This is a genomic window from Enterobacter cloacae complex sp. P27C (assembly GCF_014895705.1).
GTDB classification, from domain to species: Bacteria; Pseudomonadota; Gammaproteobacteria; order Enterobacterales; family Enterobacteriaceae; genus Enterobacter; species Enterobacter bugandensis.
The window spans coordinates 1-24,457 of record NZ_JADBQB010000004.1 but is presented as its reverse complement, the minus strand read 5'-3'; the positions used below and the strand labels follow the sequence as shown (position 1 = coordinate 24,457).

28 protein-coding genes and 1 tRNA gene are annotated in these 24,457 nt (G+C 55.8%); 18 read left to right on the top strand and 11 right to left on the bottom strand.

All coding sequences use genetic code 11. The annotated features are described in order from the left end of the window. Nucleotides 1-199: 199 nt before the first annotated feature. The 4 genes from frdA to frdD are packed head-to-tail and all read left to right on the top strand — an operon-like array spanning nt 200 to nt 3,493. Nucleotides 200-1,990: a fumarate reductase (quinol) flavoprotein subunit gene (gene frdA, locus IM291_RS08865; RefSeq protein ID WP_192986661.1), complete on the top strand. Its 1,791-nt coding sequence runs from the start codon at nt 200-202 to the stop codon at nt 1,988-1,990. Beyond that, the gene (locus IM291_RS08860) at nt 1,983-2,717 is read left to right on the top strand and encodes a succinate dehydrogenase/fumarate reductase iron-sulfur subunit (RefSeq protein WP_126326202.1); all 735 of its coding nucleotides are present in this window, start codon (nt 1,983-1,985) and stop codon (nt 2,715-2,717) included. Before frdA ends, IM291_RS08860 begins: the two co-directional genes overlap by 8 nt. A 10-nt stretch (nt 2,718-2,727) precedes the next feature. Continuing rightward, on the top strand, nt 2,728-3,123 hold the full coding sequence (gene frdC / locus IM291_RS08855) for a fumarate reductase subunit FrdC (RefSeq protein ID WP_028015239.1): 396 nt from the start codon (nt 2,728-2,730) through the stop codon (nt 3,121-3,123). A gap of 10 nt (nt 3,124-3,133) precedes the next feature. After that, nucleotides 3,134-3,493 carry a fumarate reductase subunit FrdD gene (gene frdD / locus IM291_RS08850; protein WP_000609653.1) on the top strand — a complete coding sequence of 120 codons (360 nt, stop codon included), beginning with the start codon at nt 3,134-3,136 and terminating at the stop codon, nt 3,491-3,493. A gap of 29 nt (nt 3,494-3,522) precedes the next feature. Here frdD and ampR read toward each other — a convergent pair whose 3' ends face one another. Continuing rightward, a complete protein-coding gene (gene ampR, locus IM291_RS08845; RefSeq protein WP_192986659.1) occupies nt 3,523-4,398 on the bottom strand; it encodes a LysR family transcriptional regulator AmpR in 876 nt (291 codons plus the stop codon). 132 nt (nt 4,399-4,530) lie between these two features. Between ampR and blaACT the strand changes: the two genes are divergently transcribed. Both blaACT and IM291_RS08835 read left to right on the top strand, forming a co-directional pair. After that, the gene (gene blaACT, locus IM291_RS08840) at nt 4,531-5,676 is read left to right on the top strand and encodes an ACT family cephalosporin-hydrolyzing class C beta-lactamase (protein ID WP_192986658.1); all 1,146 of its coding nucleotides are present in this window, start codon (nt 4,531-4,533) and stop codon (nt 5,674-5,676) included. A gap of 105 nt (nt 5,677-5,781) precedes the next feature. Then, nucleotides 5,782-6,312, top strand: a complete 531-nt coding sequence (locus IM291_RS08835) for a lipocalin family protein (protein ID WP_028015236.1) — start codon at nt 5,782-5,784, stop codon at nt 6,310-6,312. Here the strand turns inward: IM291_RS08835 and sugE are convergent. Next, entirely contained in the window at nt 6,309-6,626 is a 318-nt protein-coding gene (sugE, locus tag IM291_RS08830; RefSeq protein ID WP_006178944.1) for a quaternary ammonium compound efflux SMR transporter SugE, read from the bottom strand. The two genes, IM291_RS08835 and sugE, sit on opposite strands and share 4 nt — an antisense overlap. A 259-nt stretch (nt 6,627-6,885) precedes the next feature. Between sugE and IM291_RS08825 the strand changes: the two genes are divergently transcribed. Next, nucleotides 6,886-7,485 (top strand): LuxR C-terminal-related transcriptional regulator, encoded by a 600-nt coding sequence (locus IM291_RS08825; RefSeq protein WP_028015235.1) that lies wholly within the window; start codon nt 6,886-6,888, stop codon nt 7,483-7,485. 40 nt (nt 7,486-7,525) lie between these two features. Here the strand turns inward: IM291_RS08825 and ecnB are convergent, their stop codons facing one another. From ecnB to efp, 3 genes are all read right to left on the bottom strand, one after another. Beyond that, on the bottom strand, nt 7,526-7,672 hold the full coding sequence (gene ecnB / locus IM291_RS08820; protein ID WP_003855942.1) for a lipoprotein toxin entericidin B: 147 nt from the start codon (nt 7,670-7,672) through the stop codon (nt 7,526-7,528). Between the two features lie 108 nt (nt 7,673-7,780). Further along, a complete protein-coding gene (locus tag IM291_RS08815; protein WP_028015234.1) occupies nt 7,781-7,912 on the bottom strand; it encodes an entericidin A/B family lipoprotein in 132 nt (43 codons plus the stop codon). 58 nt (nt 7,913-7,970) lie between these two features. Next, nucleotides 7,971-8,537, bottom strand: a complete 567-nt coding sequence (gene efp / locus IM291_RS08810) for an elongation factor P (protein WP_003855940.1) — start codon at nt 8,535-8,537, stop codon at nt 7,971-7,973. A gap of 40 nt (nt 8,538-8,577) precedes the next feature. Between efp and epmB the strand changes: the two genes are divergently transcribed. Continuing rightward, nucleotides 8,578-9,606 carry an EF-P beta-lysylation protein EpmB gene (epmB, locus tag IM291_RS08805; RefSeq protein WP_028015233.1) on the top strand — a complete coding sequence of 343 codons (1,029 nt, stop codon included), beginning with the start codon at nt 8,578-8,580 and terminating at the stop codon, nt 9,604-9,606. Between the two features lie 64 nt (nt 9,607-9,670). Here the strand turns inward: epmB and IM291_RS08800 are convergent, their stop codons facing one another. Continuing rightward, on the bottom strand, nt 9,671-10,024 hold the full coding sequence (locus IM291_RS08800; protein ID WP_014882205.1) for a DUF4156 domain-containing protein: 354 nt from the start codon (nt 10,022-10,024) through the stop codon (nt 9,671-9,673). Between the two features lie 234 nt (nt 10,025-10,258). Here IM291_RS08800 and IM291_RS08795 point away from each other — a divergent pair, with 234 nt between their 5' ends. Genes IM291_RS08795 through iadA form a run of 3 tightly spaced genes read left to right on the top strand, consistent with a single transcriptional unit; the run spans nt 10,259 to nt 12,540 of the window. After that, the gene (locus tag IM291_RS08795; protein ID WP_192972006.1) at nt 10,259-10,924 is read left to right on the top strand and encodes a nucleoside recognition domain-containing protein; all 666 of its coding nucleotides are present in this window, start codon (nt 10,259-10,261) and stop codon (nt 10,922-10,924) included. After that, nucleotides 10,905-11,366, top strand: a complete 462-nt coding sequence (locus IM291_RS08790; protein ID WP_028015231.1) for a YjiG family protein — start codon at nt 10,905-10,907, stop codon at nt 11,364-11,366. Before IM291_RS08795 ends, IM291_RS08790 begins: the two co-directional genes overlap by 20 nt. 10 nt (nt 11,367-11,376) lie before the next feature. Further along, entirely contained in the window at nt 11,377-12,540 is a 1,164-nt protein-coding gene (gene iadA, locus IM291_RS08785; RefSeq protein ID WP_192986656.1) for a beta-aspartyl-peptidase, read from the top strand. A gap of 64 nt (nt 12,541-12,604) precedes the next feature. Here iadA and groL read toward each other — a convergent pair whose 3' ends face one another. After that, nucleotides 12,605-14,248 (bottom strand): chaperonin GroEL, encoded by a 1,644-nt coding sequence (gene groL / locus IM291_RS08780; protein WP_023310114.1) that lies wholly within the window; start codon nt 14,246-14,248, stop codon nt 12,605-12,607. Between the two features lie 31 nt (nt 14,249-14,279). Further along, entirely contained in the window at nt 14,280-14,573 is a 294-nt protein-coding gene (locus IM291_RS08775; protein WP_003855929.1) for a co-chaperone GroES, read from the bottom strand. Between the two features lie 178 nt (nt 14,574-14,751). Here IM291_RS08775 and yjeH point away from each other — a divergent pair, with 178 nt between their 5' ends. Beyond that, a complete protein-coding gene (gene yjeH, locus IM291_RS08770; protein WP_192986654.1) occupies nt 14,752-15,990 on the top strand; it encodes an L-methionine/branched-chain amino acid transporter in 1,239 nt (412 codons plus the stop codon). Nucleotides 15,991-16,021: 31 nt separating this feature from the next. On the opposite strand, the gene IM291_RS08765 is transcribed toward yjeH, so the two are convergent. Next, nucleotides 16,022-16,486 (bottom strand): FxsA family protein, encoded by a 465-nt coding sequence (locus IM291_RS08765; protein WP_028015228.1) that lies wholly within the window; start codon nt 16,484-16,486, stop codon nt 16,022-16,024. A gap of 334 nt (nt 16,487-16,820) precedes the next feature. On the opposite strand from IM291_RS08765, the gene aspA reads away from it, so the two are divergent. The 5 genes from aspA to IM291_RS08740 all read left to right on the top strand — a co-directional run bounded on the left by aspA (nt 16,821) and on the right by IM291_RS08740 (nt 22,422). Beyond that, nucleotides 16,821-18,257, top strand: coding sequence for an aspartate ammonia-lyase (aspA, locus tag IM291_RS08760; protein ID WP_003855923.1), 1,437 nt, complete (start codon nt 16,821-16,823; stop codon nt 18,255-18,257). Between the two features lie 116 nt (nt 18,258-18,373). After that, nucleotides 18,374-19,675, top strand: coding sequence for an anaerobic C4-dicarboxylate transporter (locus IM291_RS08755; RefSeq protein ID WP_008502949.1), 1,302 nt, complete (start codon nt 18,374-18,376; stop codon nt 19,673-19,675). Nucleotides 19,676-19,788: 113 nt separating this feature from the next. Then, a complete protein-coding gene (cutA, locus tag IM291_RS08750; RefSeq protein WP_028015227.1) occupies nt 19,789-20,112 on the top strand; it encodes a divalent cation tolerance protein CutA in 324 nt (107 codons plus the stop codon). Then, complete coding sequence (locus tag IM291_RS08745) at nt 20,088-21,797, top strand: protein-disulfide reductase DsbD (protein ID WP_047366961.1); 1,710 nt, start codon at nt 20,088-20,090, stop codon at nt 21,795-21,797. Before cutA ends, IM291_RS08745 begins: the two co-directional genes overlap by 25 nt. A gap of 49 nt (nt 21,798-21,846) precedes the next feature. Continuing rightward, nucleotides 21,847-22,422, top strand: a complete 576-nt coding sequence (locus IM291_RS08740; protein ID WP_028015225.1) for a transcriptional regulator — start codon at nt 21,847-21,849, stop codon at nt 22,420-22,422. Here IM291_RS08740 and IM291_RS08735 read toward each other — a convergent pair. Together IM291_RS08735 and IM291_RS08730 are read right to left on the bottom strand one after the other, a co-directional pair. Beyond that, nucleotides 22,419-23,009 carry a LysE family translocator gene (locus IM291_RS08735; protein ID WP_192986652.1) on the bottom strand — a complete coding sequence of 197 codons (591 nt, stop codon included), beginning with the start codon at nt 23,007-23,009 and terminating at the stop codon, nt 22,419-22,421. The two genes, IM291_RS08740 and IM291_RS08735, sit on opposite strands and share 4 nt — an antisense overlap. 37 nt (nt 23,010-23,046) lie before the next feature. After that, nucleotides 23,047-23,892, bottom strand: coding sequence for an AraC family transcriptional regulator (locus IM291_RS08730; protein WP_192986651.1), 846 nt, complete (start codon nt 23,890-23,892; stop codon nt 23,047-23,049). A 168-nt stretch (nt 23,893-24,060) separates the two neighbouring features. Between IM291_RS08730 and IM291_RS08725 the strand changes: the two genes are divergently transcribed. Continuing rightward, nucleotides 24,061-24,136, top strand: a tRNA-Phe gene (locus IM291_RS08725). Nucleotides 24,137-24,457 lie beyond the last annotated feature (321 nt).

Below are 24,457 nucleotides of genomic sequence, written 5' to 3'. Positions count from 1 at the left end.
GCAATCCATCAATCACGATGATAAATCACCGCACAGAACAGCAAAAAAATCGAACACGTCAAATTTCCCTCACAACTACGCGGTTATACTGTTATACCCATAAAGGAGCAGTGGAATCGCTTCCGCAATCGCCCGTTCGGGCAGGTGAACGTCCTTTAGTTCATCGCATTGCGGGAAAACAAAAATCTGGAGGAATGTCGTGCAAACTTTTCAAGCCGATCTTGCCGTAATAGGCGCTGGCGGGGCTGGATTACGCGCTGCAATTGCTGCGGCACAAGCCAACCCGAACGCTAAAATCGCATTGATTTCAAAAGTCTATCCGATGCGCAGCCACACGGTGGCAGCAGAAGGAGGATCCGCCGCCGTCGCGCAGGATCATGACAGCTTCGAATACCATTTCCACGACACGGTTGCAGGGGGCGACTGGCTTTGCGAACAGGATGTCGTTGACTACTTCGTGCACCATTGCCCAACGGAGATGACCCAGCTCGAGCAGTGGGGATGTCCGTGGAGCCGCCGCCCGGACGGCAGCGTTAACGTCCGCCGCTTCGGTGGCATGAAGATCGAACGCACCTGGTTCGCCGCCGATAAGACCGGCTTCCACATGCTGCACACCCTCTTCCAGACCTCCCTTCAGTTCCCACAAATTCAGCGCTTCGATGAACATTTTGTCCTCGACATTCTGGTCGACGACGGTCATGCACGTGGCCTGGTGGCGATGAATATGATGGAAGGCACGCTCGTCCAGATCCGCGCCAATGCGGTGGTGATGGCAACGGGCGGTGCGGGACGCGTCTATCGCTACAACACCAACGGCGGCATCGTCACCGGCGACGGGATGGGCATGGCGCTGAGCCACGGCGTGCCGCTGCGCGATATGGAGTTTGTGCAGTATCACCCAACCGGCCTGCCGGGCTCCGGCATTTTGATGACGGAAGGCTGCCGCGGTGAAGGCGGTATTCTGGTCAACAAAAACGGCTACCGTTATCTGCAGGATTACGGCATGGGCCCGGAAACCCCGCTCGGCGAGCCGAAGAACAAATACATGGAGCTCGGCCCGCGCGACAAAGTTTCTCAGGCCTTCTGGCACGAGTGGCGCAAGGGCAACACCATCTCAACGCCGCGCGGCGACGTGGTCTATCTCGACCTGCGTCACCTGGGCGAGAAGAAACTGCTGGAGCGTCTGCCGTTTATCTGCGAACTGGCAAAAGCCTACGTGGGCGTCGACCCGGTGAAAGAGCCGATACCGGTACGCCCAACCGCGCACTACACCATGGGCGGGGTTGAAACCGACCAGCAGTGTGAAACCCGCATTAAAGGGCTGTTCGCCGTGGGCGAGTGTTCCTCCGTCGGCCTGCACGGCGCCAACCGTCTGGGCTCTAACTCGCTGGCAGAGCTGGTCGTCTTTGGCCGCATGGCGGGCGAGCGCGCCATGGAGCGTGCGGCGACCGCAGGCGAAGCAAACGGTGCGGCGCTGGATGCGCAGGTCACAGACGTTGAAAAACGCCTGAAGGATCTGGTGAACCAGGAAGGCAACGAGAACTGGTCGAAGATCCGCGACGAGATGGGCCTGTCGATGGAAGAAGGCTGCGGTATCTACCGTACGCCGGAACTGATGCAGAAAACCGTCGACAAGCTGGCGGAACTGCAGGAGCGCTTCAAGCGCGTGCGCATCACCGATACCTCCAGCGTCTTCAACACCGACCTGCTCTATACCATTGAGCTTGGCCACGGCCTGAACGTCGCGGAATGTATGGCGCACTCTGCGCTGGCGCGTAAAGAGTCTCGCGGCGCCCACCAGCGTCTGGACGAAGGCTGCACCGAACGTGACGACGTCAATTTCCTGAAACACACTCTCGCCTGGCGCGATGCGGATGGCACCACGCGTCTGGACTACAGCGACGTGAAAATCACCACGCTGCCACCGGCTAAACGCGTGTATGGCGCAGAAGCAGAAGCCGCCGAGAAGAAGGAGAAGGCGAATGGCTGAGATGCAAAAATTGAAAGTTGAAGTGGTGCGCTACAACCCGGAAGTGGATACCGCCCCCCACAGCGCTTTCTACGAAGTGCCTTATGACGAGCAAACCTCCCTCCTGGATGCGCTCGGCTATATCAAAGACAACCTGGCGCCGGACCTGAGCTACCGCTGGTCCTGCCGCATGGCGATCTGCGGCTCCTGCGGCATGATGGTCAACAAGGTACCGAAGCTGGCCTGTAAAACCTTCCTGCGTGATTACACCAGGGGCATTAAGGTTGAAGCGCTGGGCAACTTCCCGATTGAGCGCGATCTGGTGGTCGATATGACCCACTTTATCGAAAGCCTGGAAGCGATTAAGCCGTACATCATCGGCAACCCGCGCACGCCGGAGCAGGGTCCAAACACCCAGACGCCGGCGCAGATGGCGAAATACCATCAGTTCTCCGGCTGCATCAACTGCGGCCTGTGCTACGCCGCCTGTCCTCAGTTTGGCCTGAACCCGGAGTTCATCGGCCCGGCCGCCATTACCCTGGCGCACCGCTATAACGAAGACAGCCGCGACCACGGCAAAAAAGAACGTATGGCGCAGCTAAACGGCCAGAACGGCGTCTGGACCTGTACGTTTGTGGGCTACTGCTCCGAAGTCTGTCCGAAGCACGTCGACCCGGCCGCCGCAATTCAGCAGGGTAAAGTGGAAAGCTCGAAAGACTTTCTTATCGCTACCCTGAAACCACGCTAAGGAGTGCATGATGACGACTAAACGCAAAGCCTACGTGCGGCCTGTGCCGTCCACCTGGTGGAAAAACCTGCCGTTTTATCGCTTCTATATGCTGCGTGAAGGCACGGCGGTACCGGCGGTCTGGTTCAGCCTTGAGTTAATGTATGGCGTTTTTGCCCTTAAACACGGGCCGGAAACTTGGGCGAACTTTGTCGGTTTCCTGCAAAACCCAATCATCGTGGTTCTGAACCTGATCGCGCTCGCGGCGGCGCTACTTCATACCAAAACCTGGTTTGAACTGGCGCCAAAAGCGGCAAACATCATCATTAAAGACGAAAAAATGGGGCCGGAGCCGGTCATTAAAGGGCTATGGGCAGTGACGATCCTGGTCACTGTTGTCATTCTGTTTGTCGCACTGTTCTGGTAAGGAGACTACTGTGATCAATCCAAATCCAAAACGTTCAGACGAGCCGGTCTTCTGGGGCCTGTTTGGCGCAGGCGGCATGTGGAGTGCCATCATCGCCCCGGTGATCATCCTGCTGGTCGGCATTATGCTGCCGCTGGGGCTATTCCCGGGCGATGCGCTGAGCTACGAGCGCGTGCTGGCGTTTGCGAGCAGCTTTATTGGCCGCGTGTTCATCTTCCTGATGATCGTCCTGCCGCTGTGGTGCGGCCTGCACCGCATTCACCATGCGATGCATGACCTGAAAATCCATGTGCCGAGCGGTAAATGGGTGTTCTACGGGCTGGCAACCATCCTGACAGTGGTGACGCTGATTGCCGTGGTCACCATCTGACGCTTCTGGCCCGCCATCCGGCGGGCCTTTTATTTCTGCATCTTTGCCACCAGCCACTGGGCAAATTCATGCATTGCGGACGTTTCAGCCCGCGACTGCAGTCTCGTTAACCAGTAACTGCCCAGATCAATTTGCGTTGTAAACGGCTGCACGATGCGCTCGCTGTTCAGCAAATGGGTAAACATATCGACAGGCGCAATGGCAATGCCCATACCTGCCTGTGCGGCTTCCAGCATGGTGACAGACGAATCAAACACCATCACCCGGTGCGTTGGCGACGGAGGATGCTCGCCTGCCGCCTGCATCCACGCCGACCATTCGTCGCGTCGGTAAGAGCGCAGCAGGGTAAACTTCAGGATGTCGGCCGGAGACTGGAGCACGGCGGCGATTTCGGGCGAGCAAAGCGGCGCCAGCGGCGCAGGGCACAGGAACTGCGCCTCGGTGCCGTGCCACGCTCCACCACCGTAGCGGATCGTATAATCAAGCCCTTCAGCAGCCGGATCGACGCGGTTGTTATGGGTGGAAAGGTGAAGATCGATATGCGGATAACAGCGGCGAAAGTCCGCGAGCTGAGAGAACAGGATACCCGTGGCGAAAGTCCCTACTACGCCAATTTTTAGCTTCTCCTGAGCGCGCTGGCTGGCAAAGCGATCCAGCATTCCGGCGATACGATCGAATGAATCATTCAGCACCGGCAGCAGATTTTCCCCCTCCGTGGTCAGCATCAGGCCGCGCGAGACGCGGACAAACAGCTGGCAATTCAGATGCTGCTCCAGCGCCTTAACGTGCTGGCTGATGGCGGAATGGGTGACGTTCAGCTCTATCGCGGCATGCGTAAAACTGAGGTGCCGGGCGGCCGCTTCGAAGGCGCGAAGCGAATTAAGCGGAAGATAGCTGCGGGTCATTGTTCCATCCGTTAGAAAAATTAACAGCTCATGCTAAATTTAACCGTTTGTCAGCCATAGTCAAATCCAACAGACTACAGCGGTCTGCCGGGCCCGGACACTCCCTTGACCTGCTATTATGGAAGATAATTGATGATGAAAAAATTCCTTTGCTGCGCCCTGCTGCTCAGCACATCCTGCTCTGTACTCGCCGCGCCGATGTCGGAAAAACAGCTGGCTGACGTGGTAGAACGCAACGTTACGCCCCTGATGAAAGCGCAGGGTATTCCAGGCATGGCGGTGGCCGTGATTTATCAGGGCCAGCCACACTACTTTACCTTTGGAAAGGCCGATATCGCGGCGAACAAACCCGTCACCCCGCAAACCCTGTTCGAACTGGGCTCTATAAGTAAAACCTTCACCGGCGTGCTGGGGGGCGATGCTATTGCCCGCGGCGAAATTTCGCTGGGCGATCCGGTAACTAAATATTGGCCTGAACTGACCGGCAAGCAGTGGCAAGGGATTCGCATGCTGGATCTGGCAACCTACACCGCCGGTGGCCTGCCTTTACAGGTGCCCGATGAGGTTACAGATAACGCATCCCTGCTGCGCTTCTATCAAAACTGGCAGCCTCAGTGGAAGCCGGGCACAACGCGTCTTTACGCCAACTCCAGCATCGGTCTTTTTGGCGCGCTGGCGGTCAAACCTTCCGGCATGAGCTATGAGCAGGCCATGACGGCGCGGGTCTTTAAGCCGCTCAAGCTGGATCATACCTGGATTAACGTTCCGAAAGCGGAGGAGACGCATTACGCCTGGGGATATCGTGACGGTAAAGCGGTCCACGTTTCACCGGGCATGCTGGACGCAGAGGCATATGGCGTGAAAACCAACGTGCAGGATATGGCGAGCTGGGTGATGGCCAATATGGCCCCTGACGCGCTGCAGGATACGTCCCTGAAGCAAGGCATTACGCTGGCGCAGTCTCGCTACTGGCGCGTGGGTGCCATGTATCAGGGGTTAGGTTGGGAGATGCTTAACTGGCCGGTCGATGCCAAAACCGTCGTCGGAGGCAGTGATAACAAGGTGGCGCTGGCACCGTTGCCTGCGAGAGAAGTGAGTCCACCCGTTCCCCCGGTTAAGGCCTCATGGGTGCACAAAACGGGCTCCACCGGCGGGTTTGGCAGCTACGTGGCCTTTATTCCTGAAAAGCAGCTCGGCATTGTGATGCTGGCGAATAAAAGCTATCCGAACCCGGCGCGAGTTGAGGCGGCATACCGTATCCTCGACGCGCTGCAGTAAAACATTGCCGGGTAGCGCTGCGCTTACCCGGCGAAACACACCGCACAAAAACCACATTTTCCTTGCCGTCATCTACACTTAACAAAAAACAGTAAGGAAACTCCTATGCGCATTTTGCCTGTTATCGCCGCGGTGACAGCCGCGTTTTTAGTGGTGGCCTGCAGTTCCCCTACCCCACCTCCTGGCGTTACCGTCGTCACGCCTTTTGATGCACAACGCTTCCTTGGAACATGGTATGAAATCGCGCGCCTCGACCATCGGTTTGAGCAGGGCTTAGAGAAGGTTACTGCTAATTACAGCCCAATGGATGATGGCGGTATTCAGGTGATCAATCGGGGCTATAATCCCGATCGTGAGATGTGGCAGCAGTCGGTCGGGAAAGCCTACTTCACTGGCGACCCGCGACGGGCCGCGCTCAAAGTCTCTTTCTTCGGTCCGTTTTATGGCGGCTATAACGTGATAGCACTCGACAGAGAGTACCGTCACGCGCTGGTCTGCGGGCCGGATCGCGACTATCTGTGGATACTTTCCCGCACGCCAACTATTTCGTCAGAAATGAAACAGCAGATGCTGGACGTCGCGACCCGACAGGGGTTTGATGTGTCGAAACTCATCTGGGTAAAACAGCCCCGTTAATGGGTACTGAGCTTCAGCCCAATGATACCGGCAACAATCAGAGCGAGGCTGGCAATGCGCGCCAGGCTCGCTGACTCACCCAGCAGCAGAATGCCGGTAATCGCCGCGCCTACGGCACCGATCCCCGTCCAGACGGCATAGGCCGTTCCCACGGGCAGAGAACGCATTGCCCACGATAGCAGAACAATGCTCACGATCATCGCCGTAACGGTAATAACGCTGGGCGTCAGGCGGGTAAATCCGTGGGTGTACTTGAGACCAATCGCCCATACCACTTCGAGCAGACCAGCAATAAAGAGAATAATCCAGGACATCTCGGGCTCCTTAACTTAAAAACAGTTGGGGCCGTCCCCGATGAAGGAAGCGCTTACGGGTCGTCCCGCAAGGCAGATAACACCCCATATTTTGGTTAGCGTGCGATTTTTTTTCAATCATTTTCTGATGAACGCGTTAAGCCCAGAAATAGCCGCAGTATGGCGCGGAGTTCAGGCATTTATAGCTCATCGGACTTCTCTATGATGATGTGCTTTCTGATGGCAGGAAGCCAAACCACTAGCCGACTGCGAATAAAATATGTTCAAGATTCTTTTGATTGACCGTTGTCACTTCACCCGCACCGGGTTTGAAGCATGGCTCAATCATTCCGGTTTGTTCCCGGGGCACTACGTTGTGACCGGGCTGAACAATCTATTCCTCGCCAGGGAGCACATTCTGCAATGGAAACCTGAGCTGGTCATCGCTGACCTGCATGGTTTCAGGCAGGATATTCACCATTTCCAGCAACTCTCTTCCTTGCTGAACGCCAGCGAAAAATTACCTTTTATTATGCTGCAATCGGGAGAGGACAAGGACCTGGCGACCTGGCTCGGGAACTTCCCGGTCTGGTCTTCGCTAATGAAAAATGCCCCGCTTGAGGAAATCGCGACGGTTATCAATGACGCGTTAATTTCGCGCGCAAGCACGTACCGCCCGACGGTGGCCGCCCCCTTGCTGACACGACAGGAGGAGAAAGTGTTGACGTTATGGATGGACGGCGCGAGCAACCAAAAGATAGCCGCTCACCTGAGCATTAACGGAAAAACGGTTTATACCTATAAACGCAATATCCGCATGAAGCTGCATATGGATACACGCTTTTCACCGTTTTTATCCCTTCAGGAAGCAGATAATTGACGGTACGGTGAAACTCACGTGCCGTACCGTCCATGCTTCATTAGTTCTGAGCTTTAGTTGCTGCACCAGAAATCGCGTTACCACCGTCGGAGATATCTTCCCCTACGCCGCGGGTGGTATTACATGCAGTCAACACGGAGGAAAGCACGAGGACAGAAAAGATCGCTGCAATTGTTTTCTTAACCATAATATCTTCCTTTTATAGCCAAAGTTGTTTTGTGTATAGCAACTTAAGAATAGACAAGATCCCGCCGATTGACGGAAAAGGAAGCAATTTTAGGAAAATTAGACGGGCTTAGCTGGCTGCGTGAGAAATGATATGACCGAGGTCCTGGATATCTTCCCCCATGCCACGGGCGGTGTTACAGCCGGAAAGCAGTACGCTGGAGAGCGCTAACAGAAGCAGAATTTTAACGGTACGTTTCATCATCCCTGCCTGCAAAAATCAGGCGCAGCGGGCGCTGCGCCTTGAATCATGACGTAAATTACTTCACGCGGGATACGTATTCGCCGGAGCGAGTATCCACTTTGATCACTTCACCGATCTGTACGAACAGCGGTACTTTCACCACAGCGCCGGTGGAGAGCGTTGCTGGCTTGCCGCCAGTACCCGCGGTGTCACCTTTCAGACCTGGATCGGTTTCAACGATTTCCAGCTCAACAAAGTTTGGTGGGGTAACGGCGATAGGCTGGCCGTTCCACAGGGTCACGATGCACTCAGCCTGATCCAGCAGCCACTTCGCGTTATCGCCAATCGCTTTCGCGTCAGCAGACAGCTGCTCGAAAGTTTCGTTGTTCATGAAGTGCCAGAACTCACCGTCGTTGTAAAGGTAAGTCAGGTTCATATCGACAACATCAGCGCCTTCAGCGGAGTCAGTAGATTTGAAGGTTTTCTCAACACGGGTGCCGGTCAGCAGGCGGCGCAGCTTAACGCGTGCGAATGCCTGGCCTTTACCTGGTTTAACGAATTCGCTGGCTTCAACCGCGTACGGTTCGCCGTCCATCATGATTTTAAGACCAGCACGAAAATCGTTGCTATAGTACGTTGCCATAAGGCCCTCTAAATTTGTTAACTGGTAGCTAAGCCACAAAATGGCGCATATTGTAACCCTAAACACCCCATCCAGAGAAGATTGGTTATCGCAACTTGCCGATGTAATCACCAGTCCTGATGAATTGCTGCGTCTTTTAGACCTCGATCAGCATCCGGAGTTGCTTGCTGGCCGTGAGGCAAAGCGACTTTTCGCCCTGCGCGTTCCCCGCGCGTTTGTTGCGCGCATGGAAAAAGGCAACCCTGACGATCCTTTATTAAAACAAACCCTTACGTCGCAGGATGAGTTTATTACAGCGCCGGGCTACAGCACCGATCCGCTGGAAGAGCAAAACAGCGTGGTGCCGGGTTTACTGCACAAATATCTCAATCGCGCCCTGCTGCTGGTAAAAGGCGGCTGTGCGGTAAATTGTCGTTACTGCTTCCGTCGGCACTTCCCGTATGCCGAAAACCAGGGAAATAAGCGCAACTGGCAGGTTGCGCTGGACTATATCGCCGCCCATCCAGAGCTGGATGAGATTATTTTTTCCGGCGGTGACCCGCTGATGGCAAAAGATCATGAACTGGACTGGCTTTTGACGCAGCTTGAAGCCATCCCGCACATTAAGCGTCTGCGCATTCACAGCCGTTTACCGATCGTCATCCCGGCGCGTATTACCGACGCCCTGGTCACGCGCCTGGAGCAGTCACGTCTACAGGTGCTGCTGGTAAACCATATCAACCACGCGAACGAGATCGACGATGAATTTCGCGCGGCGATGGCGCGTCTGCGTAAGGCGGGCGTGACGCTGCTCAACCAGAGCGTATTGTTGCGCGGCGTGAACGACAGTGCCCGGGTGCTGGCCGATCTCAGCAATGCCTTGTTTGACGCAGGCGTGATGCCCTATTACCTGCATGTGCTGGATCGCGTGCAGGGCGCGGCGCATTTCATGGTGACGGATGAGGAAGCCCGACAAATTATGCGCGAGCTGTTAACGCTGGTTTCAGGTTATATGGTGCCGAAGCTGGCACGCGAGATTGGCGGAGAGCCGAGTAAGACGCCGCTGGATTTGCAACTGCGGCAGCGCTAAAAGGCAGGTGGCGCTACGCTTACCTGCCCTACGAGGTGAGGCGCAGCGCCATCAGCAAGTAAACTCAGTTCGGGCACTTATAGACCTGGCCGCTCATCTGGCTGGCCGTTGGCACGAAGCTGGAGAGCATTCCTTGCGTCGGGCTGCTCACGCCGTAAATCACGTTCCCCCCCATTGCAGCAGCCTGGTTACGCAGGGCATTCGCCGCGCCGCGCATAGAGCCACCTTCTTCACCGTGCTGACCCGACATCCAGTTACTTTGTTCACCGGTGGCCGTGCCTAACAGCTGGCATTCGCTGCCTGGCTTATCTTCCACAAAGCGAACGCCCTGGCCCGCTGCCGACAGTTCATTGCTGGAGCTACAACCCGCCAGCAGCAACGCTGCTCCTACGATCCCTGCACAGACTTTTACGCGCATGTTATTCCTCGTTTTCAATAAGCTGGACAGTAATTGTCCGTGTGTAAATCTTATACCTAAAAGATGACTAAAAGAAAAATCCCCGCGCATTTATGCGAGCCGGATTCCGTACATCACTCCTCCGACATCTTAAATGAATTCTGATAATGCCCTTTGGGATATCGTGTTTTAGCCCTCGATCGTTTTTAGTGTTGCGACGTACAACTTTTGTACGCGATTAAAACAGGGGGTTTCATGAGTGCATCATCCTCAGGAGAGGAAAAGGTAACATGGGTGGGCTATCTGGCGTTTGTGCTCACCATCGTATTTTTCTCAGGCTTTTTCGCCAAAAGTTCCGAATGGTGGCGCGTGCTGGATTTTACCGTCCTAAACGGCAGCTTCGGTCCGGTGAACGGCGCGCTCACGTTTCGCGGTGAGGGCGGCACGGGGGCGAAAGACGGTTTCTTATTTGCCCTTGAACTGGCGCCTTCGGTCATTTTATCGCTCGGGATCATTGCCGTCACCGAGGGGCTGGGCGGGCTGCGTGCCGCGCAACAGCTGATGACGCCCATTTTGCGCCCGCTGCTTGGCGTACCGGGCGTCTGCTCTCTGGCCCTCATCGCCAACCTGCAAAATACCGATGCCGCAGCAGGGATGACCAAAGAGTTGACCGACGAAGGGGCTATTACCGATCGCGAGCGCGCCATTTTCGCCACCTTCCAGACCAGCGGTAGCGCCATCATTACCAACTATTTTTCTTCCGGCGCCGCACTCTTCACGTTTATTACCGTCCCGGTAATCACGCCGCTGGCCGTCATACTGATGTTTAAATTTGTTGGCGCGAACCTCCTGCGTCTGTGGATCGCTCACATGGAAGATCGTCGTATTCAGGAGGAAAAAAATGATCGCCCAGCCGCGTAAAAATATCATGGACATGTTTATCGATGGCGCCCGCCGAGGCTTTACCATCGCCACCACCAGCCTGCTGCCGAACGTGGTTATGGCGTTTGTCATCATTCAGGCGCTCAAGGTGACCGGCCTGCTGGATATTGTTGGCAATATTTGCGAGCCAATTATGGCCCTGTGGGGGCTTCCGGGCGCGGCGGCAACGGTCCTGCTGGCCTCGGTGATGAGTATGGGCGGCGGCGTGGGGGTTTGCGCCAGCCTGGTGGCTGCCGGCACGCTCAACGGCCACGATGCCACCGTTCTGCTGCCCGCCATCTATCTGATGGGCAATCCGGTGCAAAACACCGGCCGCTGTCTGGGCACCGCAGGCGTTAACCCGAAGTATTATCCGCACATCATTACCGTCTGCGTCATTAACGCCCTGCTCTCAATGTGGGTAATGCAGCTACTCTTCTGAGGAGATAAAAATGGATTTTTCAGTGCTGGAACCCCATCTTTTCCGCAATGTGCACCTTTACGCGCCGGAGGATCGGGGACGTTGCGATCTGCTGATCGCCGGGGGAAAAATCGTCGCGATTGAAAAAACGGATCGCGCAGCAATCCAGCTTAGCTGTCCTGAAACCGATCTCGCCGGGGCGGTGGTTTGTCCAGGCTTTATCGATCAGCACGTACACCTGATCGGCGGCGGCGGTGAAGCCGGTCCGCACACCCGGACGCCGGAGGTACGGTTGTCCGCGCTGGTGGCGGCGGGCATCACCTCCGTTGTTGGCCTGCTGGGTACCGACGGCGTGACCCGTCATCCCGAATCTCTGCTGGCAAAAACGCGGGCGCTTGAGCATGAAGGGATCAGCGCGTGGATGCTGACAGGCGCATACGGGCTGCCTTCTCCGACGATTACCGGCAGCATCGAAAAGGATGTGGCGCTGATTGATAAAATCATCGGCGTGAAATGCGCGATTTCCGACCATCGCTCTTCCGCACCAGCGGATGACCAGCTCGCGAATATGGCCGCCCAGTCGCGCGTCGGCGGGCTGCTGGGCGCCAAAGCGGGCATATCCGTGTTTCACCTCGGCAACAGCCCGAAGCTGCTGGAGCCGCTGCTTAACATCCTGAAAAACGCCGACGTGCCACGCACGAAGCTGCTGCCAACCCACGTTAACCGCGACCAGGCGCTGTTCCTCGCCGCGCTGGATTATGCCCGCGACGGGGGCTATATCGACATCACCACCAGCATCAGTGAGCCCATTGATGCCGCCACCGCCATCGCGACGGCCCGTGAAGCACAGGTGCCGTTTAACCGGCTTACGCTCAGCTCGGACGGTAACGGCAGCCAACCGAATTTTGACGCGAACGGTAATCTGGTGGGCATTGGCGTAGCCGGGTTCGAATCTCTGCCTCAGACGCTGCAGCAACTGGTCAGCCGGTATCACCTGCCGCTGGAGGAGGCGCTTCTGCCGTTTACGCGTAACGTAGCGGAGTTTCTCGGGCTGGAGCATAAGGGGCGGCTCGCGCCCGGATGCGATGCCGATTTCCTGGTGCTGACGGATGACATGAAGATCCGCGAGGTCTGGGCGAAAGGCCGTCAGATGGTGTGCGAAGGCGTAGCATGCGTGAAGGGAACATTTGAGTAGCGGCAATAAAAAACCCCGGACATTTCTGCCCGGGGTTCGTTCTGAGAGGTTCAGAACAACATGATTACATCATGCCGCCCATTCCACCCATGCCGCCCATACCAGCAGCACCTAAGTCAGGCGCGTCGCCTTTTGGCAGGTCGGTTACCATGCACTCGGTCGTGATCATCAGGCCAGCTACAGATGCCGCGTACTGCAGAGCAGAACGGGTCACTTTAGTTGGGTCCAGGATACCGAAGTCGATCATGTTGCCGTATTCTTCAGTTGCCGCGTTGTAACCGTAGTTACCTTCACCCGCTTTCACGTTGTTCGCAACCACAGACGGCTCTTCACCGGCGTTGGACACGATCTGACGCAGAGGAGCTTCCATTGCGCGCAGCGCAACTTTGATACCCACGTTCTGGTCTTCGTTCTGAGCGGTCAGGCCAGCCAGCTTAGCGGCTACACGCACCAGCGCGACACCACCACCAGCAACTACGCCTTCTTCTACCGCAGCACGGGTGGCGTGCAGGGCATCGTCAACGCGTGCTTTCTTCTCTTTCATTTCAACTTCGGTCGCCGCACCAACTTTGATTACCGCAACGCCGCCAGCCAGTTTAGCTACGCGCTCCTGCAGTTTTTCACGGTCGTAATCGGAAGTGGCTTCTTCGATCTGCTTACGGATCTGACCAACACGGCCCTGAATAGCGGCTTCTTCACCCACACCGTCGATGATGGTGGTGGTGTCTTTGTTGATCACAACGCGTTTCGCCTGGCCCAGGTCTTCCAGGGTCGCTTTTTCCAGCTCCATACCGATCTCTTCGGAGATCACGGTACCACCGGTCAGGGTAGCGATATCCTGCAGCATTGCTTTACGGCGATCGCCGAAGCCAGGTGCTTTAACCGCAGCCACTTTCACGATGCCACGCATGGTGTTAACCACCAGGGTCGCCAGCGCTTCGCCTTCAACATCTTCAGCGATGATAACCAGCGGCTTGCCTGCTTTCGCAACGGCTTCCAGCACTGGCAGCATTTCACGGATGTTGGAGATTTTCTTGTCAGCCAGCAGGATGAACGGGCTTTCCAGCTCAACAGCGCCAGTTTCTGGCTTGTTGATGAAGTATGGGGACAGGTAACCGCGGTCGAACTGCATACCTTCAACCACGTCCAGTTCGTCTTCCAGACCGGTACCGTCTTCAACGGTGATCACGCCTTCTTTACCGACTTTATCCATCGCTTCAGCGATCAGTTTACCTACGGTTTCGTCAGAGTTAGCGGAGATAGTACCAACCTGAGCAATGGCTTTAGAGTCAGAGCACGGTACGGACAGCGCTTTCAGTTCTTCAACAGCGGATGCGACAGCTTTGTCGATACCACGTTTCAGATCCATTGGGTTCATGCCCGCAGCAACGGCTTTCAGGCCTTCAGTGATGATAGCCTGCGCCAGTACGGTCGCGGTGGTGGTACCGTCGCCTGCAGCGTCGTTCGCTTTAGAGGCAACTTCTTTCACCATCTGCGCGCCCATGTTTTCGAACTTGTCTTCCAGCTCGATTTCACGTGCAACGGAAACACCATCTTTGGTGATGGTTGGCGCGCCGAAGGATTTATCCAGCACTACGTTACGGCCTTTCGGGCCCAGGGTCACTTTAACTGCATCTGCCAGTACGTTTACGCCGCGGAGCATTTTTACACGAGCGTCGTTACCGAATTTTACGTCTTTAGCTGCCATGTTCTTATTTCCTCAAATTCTCGTGCGTAAATTACGCTTCAACAATTGCCAGAATGTCGCTCTCGGACATGATCAACACTTCTTCATTGTCGATCTTCTCGGATTTCACGCCGTAGCCATCGTTGAAAATTACGATGTCACCAACTTTAACGTCCAGCGGCTGCACAGTTCCGTTTTCCAGGATGCGGCCCTTACCGACAGCGATGATTTCGCCACGCGTTGATTTGGCTGCTGCAGAACCGGTCAGAACGATGCCGCCAGCAGACTTGGTTTCAACTTCTTTACGTTTGACGATCACACGATCATGTAACGGACGAATACTCATTGATAGCTCTCCTTTGAGAAAGTCATTATCAGTTATGGATGACGCCGGCCCGCATGCGGTTTTCCGACTAGTGCCCTGAGAGATGGGGATAGCTTTTTACCCCTTCAAGGGGGAATCGAAAAAAAATTTGCGAAAGTGTTACCATCCACTCTCTTTTGATGGTGGCAGGGCAAGGTAAATGAGTGGACTCAGGCAGGAGCTGGGGCTGGCGCAGGGCGTTGGCCTGCTTTCAACCTCCTTGTTAGGTACCGGCGTGTTTGCCGTACCGGCACTGGCGGCGCTGGTCGCCGGAAATAACAGTCTTTGGGCATGGCCGGTGCTGATCCTGCTGGTGTTCCCGGTGGCGATTGTGTTTGCCATACTCGGGCGGCACTTCCCCAGCGCGGGCGGCGTAGCGCATTTTGTCGGCATGGCGTTTGGTCCGCGCATGGAGCGCGTAACCGGCTGGCTGTTTTTGTCGGTAATACCCGTTGGCCTTCCGGCAGCCCTGCATATCGCCACCGGCTTTGGACAGGCGCTGTTTGGCTGGCACGACGAACAACTGCTGCTGGCTGAGCTGGGTACGCTGGCGATCGTCTGGTGGGTGGGCTCGCGCGGAGCCAGTTCAAGCGCGAATCTGCAAACGTTGGTTGCAGCGTTGATCGTCGTGCTGATCGTCGCCATCTGGTTTGCGGGTAACATTACCGTAGCGGATATCCCCTTCCCTGCGATAAACGATATCGACCATTCACAGCTTTTCGCTGCGTTATCCGTCATGTTCTGGTGTTTTGTTGGACTTGAAGCGTTCGCTCACCTGGCATCCGAGTTTAAACAGCCCGAGCGTGATTTTCCCCGCGCTCTGATGATTGGTTTACTGCTGGCGGGCACCGTATACTGGGCCTGTACCGTGCTGGTGCTGCACTTCGACGCGTTCGGCGAAGATAAAGCCGCCGCCGCATCGCTACCGGGTATCGTGGTTAAACTTTTCGGCGTGAAGGCGCTATGGGTGGCCTGTGTGATTGGCTATCTCGCCTGCTTTGCCAGCCTCAACATTTATATCCAGAGCTTCGCCCGTCTGGTGTGGTCACAGGCGCGCTACAAACCTGAGAGCCGCCTCGCGCGGTTGTCTAAACGTCAACTCCCGATGAATGCGCTGAATGCCGTGCTGGGCTGCTGCGTCCTGAGCTCGCTGGGTATTTATCTTCTCGACATCAACCTCGATGCTCTAATTATCTACGCCAACGGTATTTTCATCATGATCTACCTGCTGTGCATGCTGGCGGGCTGTCGTCTGCTGAAAGGTCGCTATAAAGCACTGGCGGTCGTCGGGGGCATGCTGTGCCTGCTGTTGCTGGCGATGGTGGGATGGAAGAGTGCGTACGCCATCGTCATGCTGGCGGGGCTGTGGGCGTTTTTACCGAAGCGGAAAAATCCGTAGGCCCGGTAAGCGAAGCCACCGGGCAAAAAAATTATCGATCGTCTTTATGGTCTAAACGGTCGCGCTGTTCATCCTTGCGCTGATACTCCCCTTCGAAGGTATCGCCTGGCCCTGTGCTGAACCCGCCGCCCGGCATGCGGCTGAAGCGCAGGTGCGGCAGCAGCTTCATGGTCAGGTGCTTCTGCACCGGCGGCAACAGCAACAGCAGGCCGAGGAAGTCGGTGAAGAACCCCGGCAGGATCAGCAGCAGGCCAGCAATAATCAGCGACACGCTTTTGATCATCTCTTCTGCCGGGCTTTCGCCTGCGGCCATCTTCTGCTGCATTATCAGGAAATTTTTGAAACCCTGATTACGCACCAGCGACATGCCGATGACGGAGGTGAAGATCACCAGAATCAGCGTCAGCAGGACGCCCAGCACGTGAGCTACCTGAATGAAAATAGAAATCTCAATGTAAACATAGAGAAAGAAAGCAATAAACGGTATCCAGCGCACTGGCATCTCCTGTGTGGCAGGTGCCATCTGGCACCTGTCTGATGTGTTCGCGTCACGCGTTTGTAAGAGATGGAGACGGTTAGCCAAAATTCAATCGGTTTGCACGGATATTTTTTTCGGAAATATTAAAGCGGTGACACATTTCACAGATTAATAATTATCATGGAATCGGGTCGATAATAAGTGATCCAGCTTACGGCAATTCGCTATCATCAGCATATGATCTCGAACATCTGGCCGATTGAGGGAATAATCGTCGGTCAGAAAATATTCAAAACCACATATATGTTGTGTGTTTAGTACAATCCATCGGCAGCTTGAAAAGAAGGTTCACATGTTAAACAACATTCGTATCGAAGAAGACTTGTTGGGTACCAGGGAAGTTCCAGCGGATGCCTACTATGGTGTTCACACTCTGAGAGCGATTGAAAACTTCTACATCAGCAACAGCAAAATCAGCGATATCCCTGAGTTTGTCCGTGGCATGGTGATGGTGAAGAAAGCCGCAGCGCTGGCGAACAAAGAGCTGCAAACCATTCCTAAAAGCGCGGCAAATGCGATTATCGCTGCCTGCGATGAAGTGCTGAACAACGGCAAATGCATGGACCAGTTCCCGGTTGACGTCTATCAGGGCGGCGCGGGTACCTCCGTCAACATGAATACCAACGAAGTACTGGCAAACATCGGCCTTGAGCTGATGGGCCACCAGAAAGGTGAATACCAGTACCTCAACCCGAACGACCACGTTAACAAATGCCAGTCCACCAACGACGCCTACCCAACCGGCTTCCGCATCGCGGTGTATGCCTCCGTGGTCAAACTGGTCGACGCGATCAACCAGCTGGGCGATGGCTTCCAGCGTAAGGCCGTTGAGTTCCAGGACATTCTGAAAATGGGCCGTACCCAGCTGCAGGACGCGGTGCCAATGACCCTCGGTCAGGAATTCCACGCGTTTAACGTGCTGCTTAACGAAGAGACCAAAAACCTGCTGCGCACCTCCGAGCTGCTGCTGGAAGTGAACCTGGGCGCCACCGCCATCGGTACGCGTCTGAACACCCCGGATGGCTATCAGCAACTGGCGGTTCAGAAGCTGGCGGAAGTGTCTAACCTTCCTGTGGTGCCTGCGGAAGACCTGATTGAAGCCACATCCGACTGCGGCGCGTACGTAATGGTACACAGCGCCCTGAAACGTCTGGCGGTGAAACTGTCCAAAATCTGTAATGACCTGCGCCTGCTCTCCTCCGGCCCGCGCGCTGGCCTGAACGAAATCAACCTGCCAGAGTTGCAGGCGGGTTCTTCCATTATGCCAGCCAAAGTTAACCCGGTAGTGCCAGAAGTGGTGAACCAGGTTTGCTTTAAAGTCATCGGTAACGACACCACCGTGACCATGGCTTCAGAAGCCGGTCAGCTGCAGCTGAACGTGATGGAGCCGGTGATTGGCCAGGCTATGTTTGAATCCATTCACATCCTGACTAACGCCTGCTACAACCTGCTGGAAAAATGCATTAACGGCATCACCGCGAATAAAGAAGTCTGTGAAGGCTATGTTTATAACTCCATCGGGATCGTTACTTACCTCAACCCGTTCATCGGCCACCACAACGGTGACATCGTTGGTAAGATTTGCGCCGAAACCGGTAAGAGCGTGCGTGAAGTCGTGCTGGAGCGTGGACTGTTGACCGAAGCCGAGCTGGACGATATCTTCTCGGCCCAGAACCTGATGCATCCGGCATATAAAGCGAAACGATATACCGATGAAAGCGAACAGTAACAGTTCAGGCTAGGCTTCCGAAAGGCACGTCACTTGTGACGTGCCTTTTTTCTTTTTAGGCGTTACCTAAATACAACAATTCAATATCAACTTGTTAATAAGCAAGGCAGGTCTTTATGTTTGGAGCAGAACTCGTCATCGTCCTGTTGGCGATTTATTTGGGCGCGCGGCTCGGGGGTATCGGCATTGGTTTTGCCGGCGGTCTCGGGGTGCTCGTACTTACCCTTATCTTTCAGATTAAACCCGGCGCAATCCCTTTTGACGTTATCGAAATCATCATGGCGGTTATTGCCGCTATTGCGGCCATGCAGGTGGCGGGCGGTATGGACTACCTGGTGAGCCTGGCGGAGCGCATGTTGCGCCGCCATCCGAAATACATCACCTTCCTTGCCCCGCTGGTGACCTGGTTTATGACCATTCTCGCGGGAACCGGCCACACGGCGTTCTCCACGCTGCCGGTGATCACCGAGGTGGCAAAAGAACAGGGGATTCGCCCGTCTCGTCCGCTTTCTATTGCCGTGGTGGCGTCGCAGATTGCGATCACCGCGTCGCCAATCTCAGCCGCCGTAGTCTTCTTCGCAGGTATCCTTGAGCCGATGGGCGTGAGCTACCTGACGCTGCTGGCGATCTGTATTCCAGTCACGCTGATTGCGGTGATGATTACCGCCGTGCTGTGTAACTTCCTCGGTGCCGAGCTGAAAGACGATCCGGTTTACCAGGAGCGTCTGGCAAAAGGTGAAGTGAGCCTGCGCGGTAGCCAGGTATTCGAGCTGAAGCCGCACGCGAAACGCTCCGTGCTGCTGTTCCTGATCGGTATCGTCGCCGTGATGTTCTACGCGACCGCCATCAGCGACACCGTGGGGCTGATCCAGAACCCGGTGCTGCCGCGTAACGAAGCGATTGTGGTATTCATGCTGACCATCGCCACGCTGATTAGCATCACCTGTAAAATCGACACCAGCGAAGTGCTGAACGCCAGCACCTTCAAATCCGGTATGAGCGCCTGCGTGTGCGTACTGGGCGTGGCGTGGCTCGGTGACACCTTTGTGAAAGCGCACATCAGCGACATCCAGACCGTTGCCGGCGACCTGCTGCACAACTACCCGTGGCTGCTGGCGGTGGTACTGTTCTTTGCCGCGACGCTGCTTTACTCTCAGGCTGCCACCACCAAAGCGCTGATGCCTGCGGCACTGATGCTGGGCGTGACGCCGCTGACGGCGATTGCCTCTTTTGCGGCCGTTTCCGCCCTGTTCGTGCTACCAACCTACCCAACCCTGCTGGCCGCGGTTGAGATGGATGACACCGGCTCAACCCGCATCGGTAAGTACGTGTTTAACCACGCGTTCCTGATCCCGGGCGTGGTGGCGATTACGCTTTGCGTCGTCCTCGGCTTTATCATCGGTGGCATTGTGCTGTAAACGGTTAGCCGTTGTAAAAATAGTTAAAATCGGGCCGCTCTGCGGCCCGTTTCATTAATGACCAATCGCATGGCGTGATATAGTGAAGACTTTCGTGATGAGGAGGTCGACTTGTGAACACGCCTGATGCTGTTGTCGTACTTTGTACCGCCCCTGATGAAGCCTCTGCCCAGGATCTCGCCGCCAAAGCGCTGGCCGAAAAACTGGCAGCCTGCGTCACGCTGCTCCCCGGCGCGACCTCCCTTTATTACTGGGAAGGCAAGCTGGAGCAGGAGTATGAAGTCCAGATGTTGCTCAAAACCAATCTGGCGAATCAGCAGGCGCTCCTTGACTGCCTCAAGTCTCATCATCCTTATCAAACCCCGGAGCTGCTGGTGCTGCCAGTGGTCCACGGCGATAACGACTATCTCTCATGGCTCAACGCTTCTTTACGCTGATCCTGCTGCTGTGCAGCACGTCAGTATTTGCCGGGTTGTTTGACGCGCCCGGCCGTTCGAACTTTATTCCCGCCGACCAGGCGTTCATTTTCGACTTTCAGCAAAACCAGCACGATCTCAATCTGACCTGGCAGGTGAAAGAGGGTTACTACCTCTACCGCAAGCAGGTCAGCATCACGCCGGCAAAGGCTAACGTTGGCGCATTGCAGATGCCCGCTGGCGAATGGCATGAGGACGAGTTCTACGGTAAAAGTGAAATTTATCGCCAGCGCTTAAGCGTGCCCGTTACGGTGAATCAGGCGGATAAAGATGCCACGCTGACGGTTACGTATCAGGGCTGTGCCGACGCGGGCTTCTGCTACCCCCCTGAAACGAAGGTCGTTCCGCTTACTGAAGTTAAAGCGGCTGCCTCCCCTCTCCCCTCAGGCGAGAGGGACAGGGTGAGGGATGAAGGCGAAGCCAAAGCTGCTTCCGATCTGCCGTTCTCAGCACTTTGGGCCTTACTGATTGGTATCGGCATTGCCTTTACCCCTTGTGTCCTGCCGATGTACCCGCTTATCTCCGGGATTGTACTGGGCGGCAAACAGCGCCTTTCTACCGCCCGGGCGCTGCTCCTGGCCTTTATTTATGTGCAGGGCATGGCGCTCACCTATACCGCCCTCGGCCTCGTGGTCGCCGCGGCCGGACTGCAGTTCCAGGCAGCGCTTCAGCACCCTTACGTGCTAATCGGCCTGTCAGCCGTATTTATTCTGCTGGCGCTGTCGATGTTTGGCCTGTTCACGCTTCAGCTGCCCTCTTCGCTGCAAACCCGCTTAACGCTGATGAGCAATCGCCAGCAGGGTGGGTCTGCGGGCGGCGTGTTCGCAATGGGCGCCATCGCCGGGTTGATTTGTTCCCCCTGCACTACAGCACCGCTGAGCGCTATCCTGCTGTACATCGCCCAGAGCGGTAATATGTGGCTCGGCGGGGGTACGCTGTATCTTTACGCGCTGGGGATGGGCCTGCCGCTGATTCTGGTGACGGTGTTTGGCAACCGCCTGCTGCCGAAGAGCGGCCCGTGGATGGAGACGGTGAAAACCGCGTTCGGCTTTGTCATCCTGGCGCTCCCGGTGTTCCTGCTGGAGCGCATCATGGGTGACGCGTGGGGTTTGCGCCTGTGGGCCATGCTCGGCGTGGCGTTCTTCTCCTGGGCGTTTATCGTCAGCCTGGGGGCAAAAAAAGCGTGGATGCGTCTGGTGCAAATTCTCCTGCTCGCCGCCGCGTTGGTGAGCGTGCGCCCGCTTCAGGATTGGGCGTTCGGCTCGCCTGTGGGCCAGACGCAGGCACATTTAAACTTTATACACGTTAAGAACGTCGATGAGCTCAACAGCGCGTTGGCGCAGGCAAAAGGCAAACCGGTGATGCTCGACCTCTATGCCGACTGGTGTGTTGCCTGCAAAGAGTTTGAAAAATACACCTTTAGCGATCCTCAGGTGCAAAATGCCCTGAAAGAGACGGTACTCCTTCAGGCAAACGTCACAGCCAACAATGCGCAGGATAAGGCCCTGCTTAAACACCTTACCGTACTCGGGCTGCCAACCATTCTGTTCTTCAATGAGCAGGGGGAAGAGCTGCCAGAACAGCGTGTAACCGGGTTTATGGACGCACCGGCATTCAGCGCGCATTTGCGCAATCGCCAACCGTAAACAACACTTTAGACGGGACATACCGTTGGGAATAGCGGAGGAGATAACCGTGCAACGCGAAGACGTACTGGGACAAGCCCTGCAACTACTTGAGATTCAAGGGATCGCCAGCACCACGCTTGAGATGGTAGCCGACCGTATCGATTACCCTCTGGATGAGCTTAAGCGCTTCTGGCCGGATAAAGAGGCGCTGCTTTATGATGCCCTACGCTATCTTAGCCAGCAGGTGGATATCTGGCGCAGGCAGCTAATGTTGAATGAAGAGCTGACCGCTGAGCAAAAACTGTTAGCGCGCTACACCGCCCTGACAGAGTGCGTCAGCAACAATCGTTATCCAGGCTGCCTGTTTATTGCTGCCTGTACGTTTTATCCCGATCCTGGCCATCCAATACACCAGCTGGCGGATCAGCAAAAACGTGCGGCGCATGACTTCACCCACGAACTGCTGACAACGCTTGAAGTGGATGACCCGGCAATGGTCGCTAAGCAGATGGAGCTCGTACTGGAGGGTTGCCTGAGCCGCATGCTGGTGAACCGTAGCCAGGCCGATGTGGATACGGCGCACCGCCTGGCGGAAGACATTCTGCGCTTTGCCCAGTGTCGTATGGGCGGGGCGTTAACCTAGACCAGCATGCCCGCCCAGGCGGAGACGAGCAGACATAGCGCCATCAGGCGCTGAAACCGCACCATCGCCACGGTGGTGCGAAACACCCGGTTTACCGCCTTCCCCAGCCACGCCCAGCACATCAGGCACATCACAGAAATCAGTAAAAACCATAGCGCCATCAGCGCAATACCTCTTAACGGATGAATGCTCGCGGGAGCAAAAAGACTCACTACCGCCAGCGCCATCATCCACGTTTTCGGATTCACCATCTGCAGCAGCGCTGCGGCTTGCGCGGTGAAGCGATGAGGCGTCTTCTCAGAAAGATTCGCCGCAGGCGCCCGATACAGTTGCCAGCTCATCCAGGTTAGCCACAGCACGCCCGCCCAACTCATTGCCTGGCGTATCAGAGGAAACTGACGCAGCACCTCCCCGGCGCCGGCACCCGATATCAGCACAATCAGACTCGCCGTAATACATCCCCCCATAATGGCGGGAATGGTGTTTTTCACGCCAAAGTGCTGGCTGTTAGTGAGAACGAGGATATTCGTCGGGCCGGGCGTTATCGACGCGACAAAGGCAAACAGCAGATAAGGCATCAGACTCACAGATGGCTCCTTTTTTGTTAGAGCCATTACTGTGCTGCTATTTTCTGGAAACGTCTGGAAGGTTTGTGCACAACCGGCGGTAGTGGGCAGGGGAAATGCGGTATGCACGCTGGAACCAGCGTCCCAGATGGCTTTGGTCGGCAAAACCGAGCGCTGTAGCCACATTAACAGGCTGTTCGCCGTGCGCCAGCAGCTGTCGCGCCTTTGCCAGACGCAGCTGAATAAGCCAGGCGTGCGGTGCCAGGTTGAACTCGCGCTTAAAACAGCGCGTCAGCGTAAAGCGATCCGTGCCCGTCTCGCGCGCAAGGTCTGACAACCCCACGTTCTCGCCGATATGCGCATAAAGATAGTCGCGTGCGCGATGCGCCACGGCAGCGCTCTGTAGCTGCGACGGGAGTTTCTTACGCCAGTGGCAATGGGAGGTGATCTGAGAGAGCAGCTTATCCATTGTGCTCTGCTGAACAATTTTCATCTCATCGCTATGCAACGCGTTAAACGTCTCGCCGATAGAACGGACCAGCTGAGGTTCTCGCGTTAGCGTTTGAGCAAAGTGAAGCGAGTAGGGATCCGGCGTGGCCTCATATAATCCACGGAGGGTACGCGTCAGCCACTGCTCGTCAAGATAGAAGGTGAGATAGGTAAAGCCTCCTTCCACAGGCGCGTCGCCGTCGTGAATTTCACCCGGCTCCAGTAAGAACGCATCACCAGGATGGCTGCGGTGGCGTTCGCGACGACAGTGGAACTGCTGGGTGCCTGAAAGGGTAATCCCGACCAGATAACTATCGTGCCAGTGGGGATCGAAGGCATGGCCTTCGAAGTGCGCTTTAATCGTTTCAATGCCGGTATCCGCATGCTGACGGAGCTCAAGCCAGTCGTTTGCCATACTGCCCTCCTGTTGTCATCAGCATTGCCGCACGGCCCGGTATTGTCTGGAAGATTTGTGCATTTTCACGGTGAAAACGTACAGATTGCCGCAAACTTAAGCAGTTGAACAGCTTTTCCTGAAATAATGTTGACGATAAGGCGCGATTGCGGTTTAATGCGCTCCGTTGCCCGGATAGCTCAGTCGGTAGAGCAGGGGATTGAAAATCCCCGTGTCCTTGGTTCGATTCCGAGTCCGGGCACCACTATTTAAAGAACCCAGCCTATGGCTGGGTTTTTGCTTTTCTGCGTTTATCAAAACCTTACCTTATTTTTACTCCTGTATCTCTTCCCGGTAAGATCGTGCGGTTAGCATTTCCCGGTGGCACTGCGCTTACCGGGCCTGCAAAACCTGTAGGCCGGATAAGGCGAAGCCGTCATCCGGTATTTTCCGGCGCACAAAGCAAAAAACCCCGCACCTTACGGTACGGGGTTCTTCTTAATTGATGCCTGGCAGTTCCCTACTCTCACATGGGGAGACCCCACACTACCATCGGCGCTACGGCGTTTCACTTCTGAGTTCGGCA

Coding starts and splice junctions, on each gene's coding strand:
- IM291_RS08860 (WP_126326202.1), top strand. CDS start 1,983: ATGGCTGAGATGCAAAAATTGAAAGTTGAAGTGGTGCGCTACAACCCG.
- frdC (WP_028015239.1), top strand. CDS start 2,728: ATGACGACTAAACGCAAAGCCTACGTGCGGCCTGTGCCGTCCACCTGG.
- ampR (WP_192986659.1), bottom strand. CDS start 4,398: ATGACCCGCAGCTATCTTCCGCTTAATTCGCTTCGCGCCTTCGAAGCG.
- blaACT (WP_192986658.1), top strand. CDS start 4,531: ATGATGAAAAAATTCCTTTGCTGCGCCCTGCTGCTCAGCACATCCTGC.
- IM291_RS08835 (WP_028015236.1), top strand. CDS start 5,782: ATGCGCATTTTGCCTGTTATCGCCGCGGTGACAGCCGCGTTTTTAGTG.
- sugE (WP_006178944.1), bottom strand. CDS start 6,626: ATGTCCTGGATTATTCTCTTTATTGCTGGTCTGCTCGAAGTGGTATGG.
- IM291_RS08825 (WP_028015235.1), top strand. CDS start 6,886: ATGTTCAAGATTCTTTTGATTGACCGTTGTCACTTCACCCGCACCGGG.
- ecnB (WP_003855942.1), bottom strand. CDS start 7,672: ATGGTTAAGAAAACAATTGCAGCGATCTTTTCTGTCCTCGTGCTTTCC.
- IM291_RS08815 (WP_028015234.1), bottom strand. CDS start 7,912: ATGAAACGTACCGTTAAAATTCTGCTTCTGTTAGCGCTCTCCAGCGTA.
- efp (WP_003855940.1), bottom strand. CDS start 8,537: ATGGCAACGTACTATAGCAACGATTTTCGTGCTGGTCTTAAAATCATG.
- epmB (WP_028015233.1), top strand. CDS start 8,578: ATGGCGCATATTGTAACCCTAAACACCCCATCCAGAGAAGATTGGTTA.
- IM291_RS08800 (WP_014882205.1), bottom strand. CDS start 10,024: ATGCGCGTAAAAGTCTGTGCAGGGATCGTAGGAGCAGCGTTGCTGCTG.
- IM291_RS08795 (WP_192972006.1), top strand. CDS start 10,259: ATGAGTGCATCATCCTCAGGAGAGGAAAAGGTAACATGGGTGGGCTAT.
- IM291_RS08790 (WP_028015231.1), top strand. CDS start 10,905: ATGATCGCCCAGCCGCGTAAAAATATCATGGACATGTTTATCGATGGC.
- iadA (WP_192986656.1), top strand. CDS start 11,377: ATGGATTTTTCAGTGCTGGAACCCCATCTTTTCCGCAATGTGCACCTT.
- groL (WP_023310114.1), bottom strand. CDS start 14,248: ATGGCAGCTAAAGACGTAAAATTCGGTAACGACGCTCGTGTAAAAATG.
- IM291_RS08775 (WP_003855929.1), bottom strand. CDS start 14,573: ATGAGTATTCGTCCGTTACATGATCGTGTGATCGTCAAACGTAAAGAA.
- yjeH (WP_192986654.1), top strand. CDS start 14,752: ATGAGTGGACTCAGGCAGGAGCTGGGGCTGGCGCAGGGCGTTGGCCTG.
- aspA (WP_003855923.1), top strand. CDS start 16,821: ATGTTAAACAACATTCGTATCGAAGAAGACTTGTTGGGTACCAGGGAA.
- IM291_RS08755 (WP_008502949.1), top strand. CDS start 18,374: ATGTTTGGAGCAGAACTCGTCATCGTCCTGTTGGCGATTTATTTGGGC.
- IM291_RS08745 (WP_047366961.1), top strand. CDS start 20,088: ATGGCTCAACGCTTCTTTACGCTGATCCTGCTGCTGTGCAGCACGTCA.
- IM291_RS08730 (WP_192986651.1), bottom strand. CDS start 23,892: ATGGCAAACGACTGGCTTGAGCTCCGTCAGCATGCGGATACCGGCATT.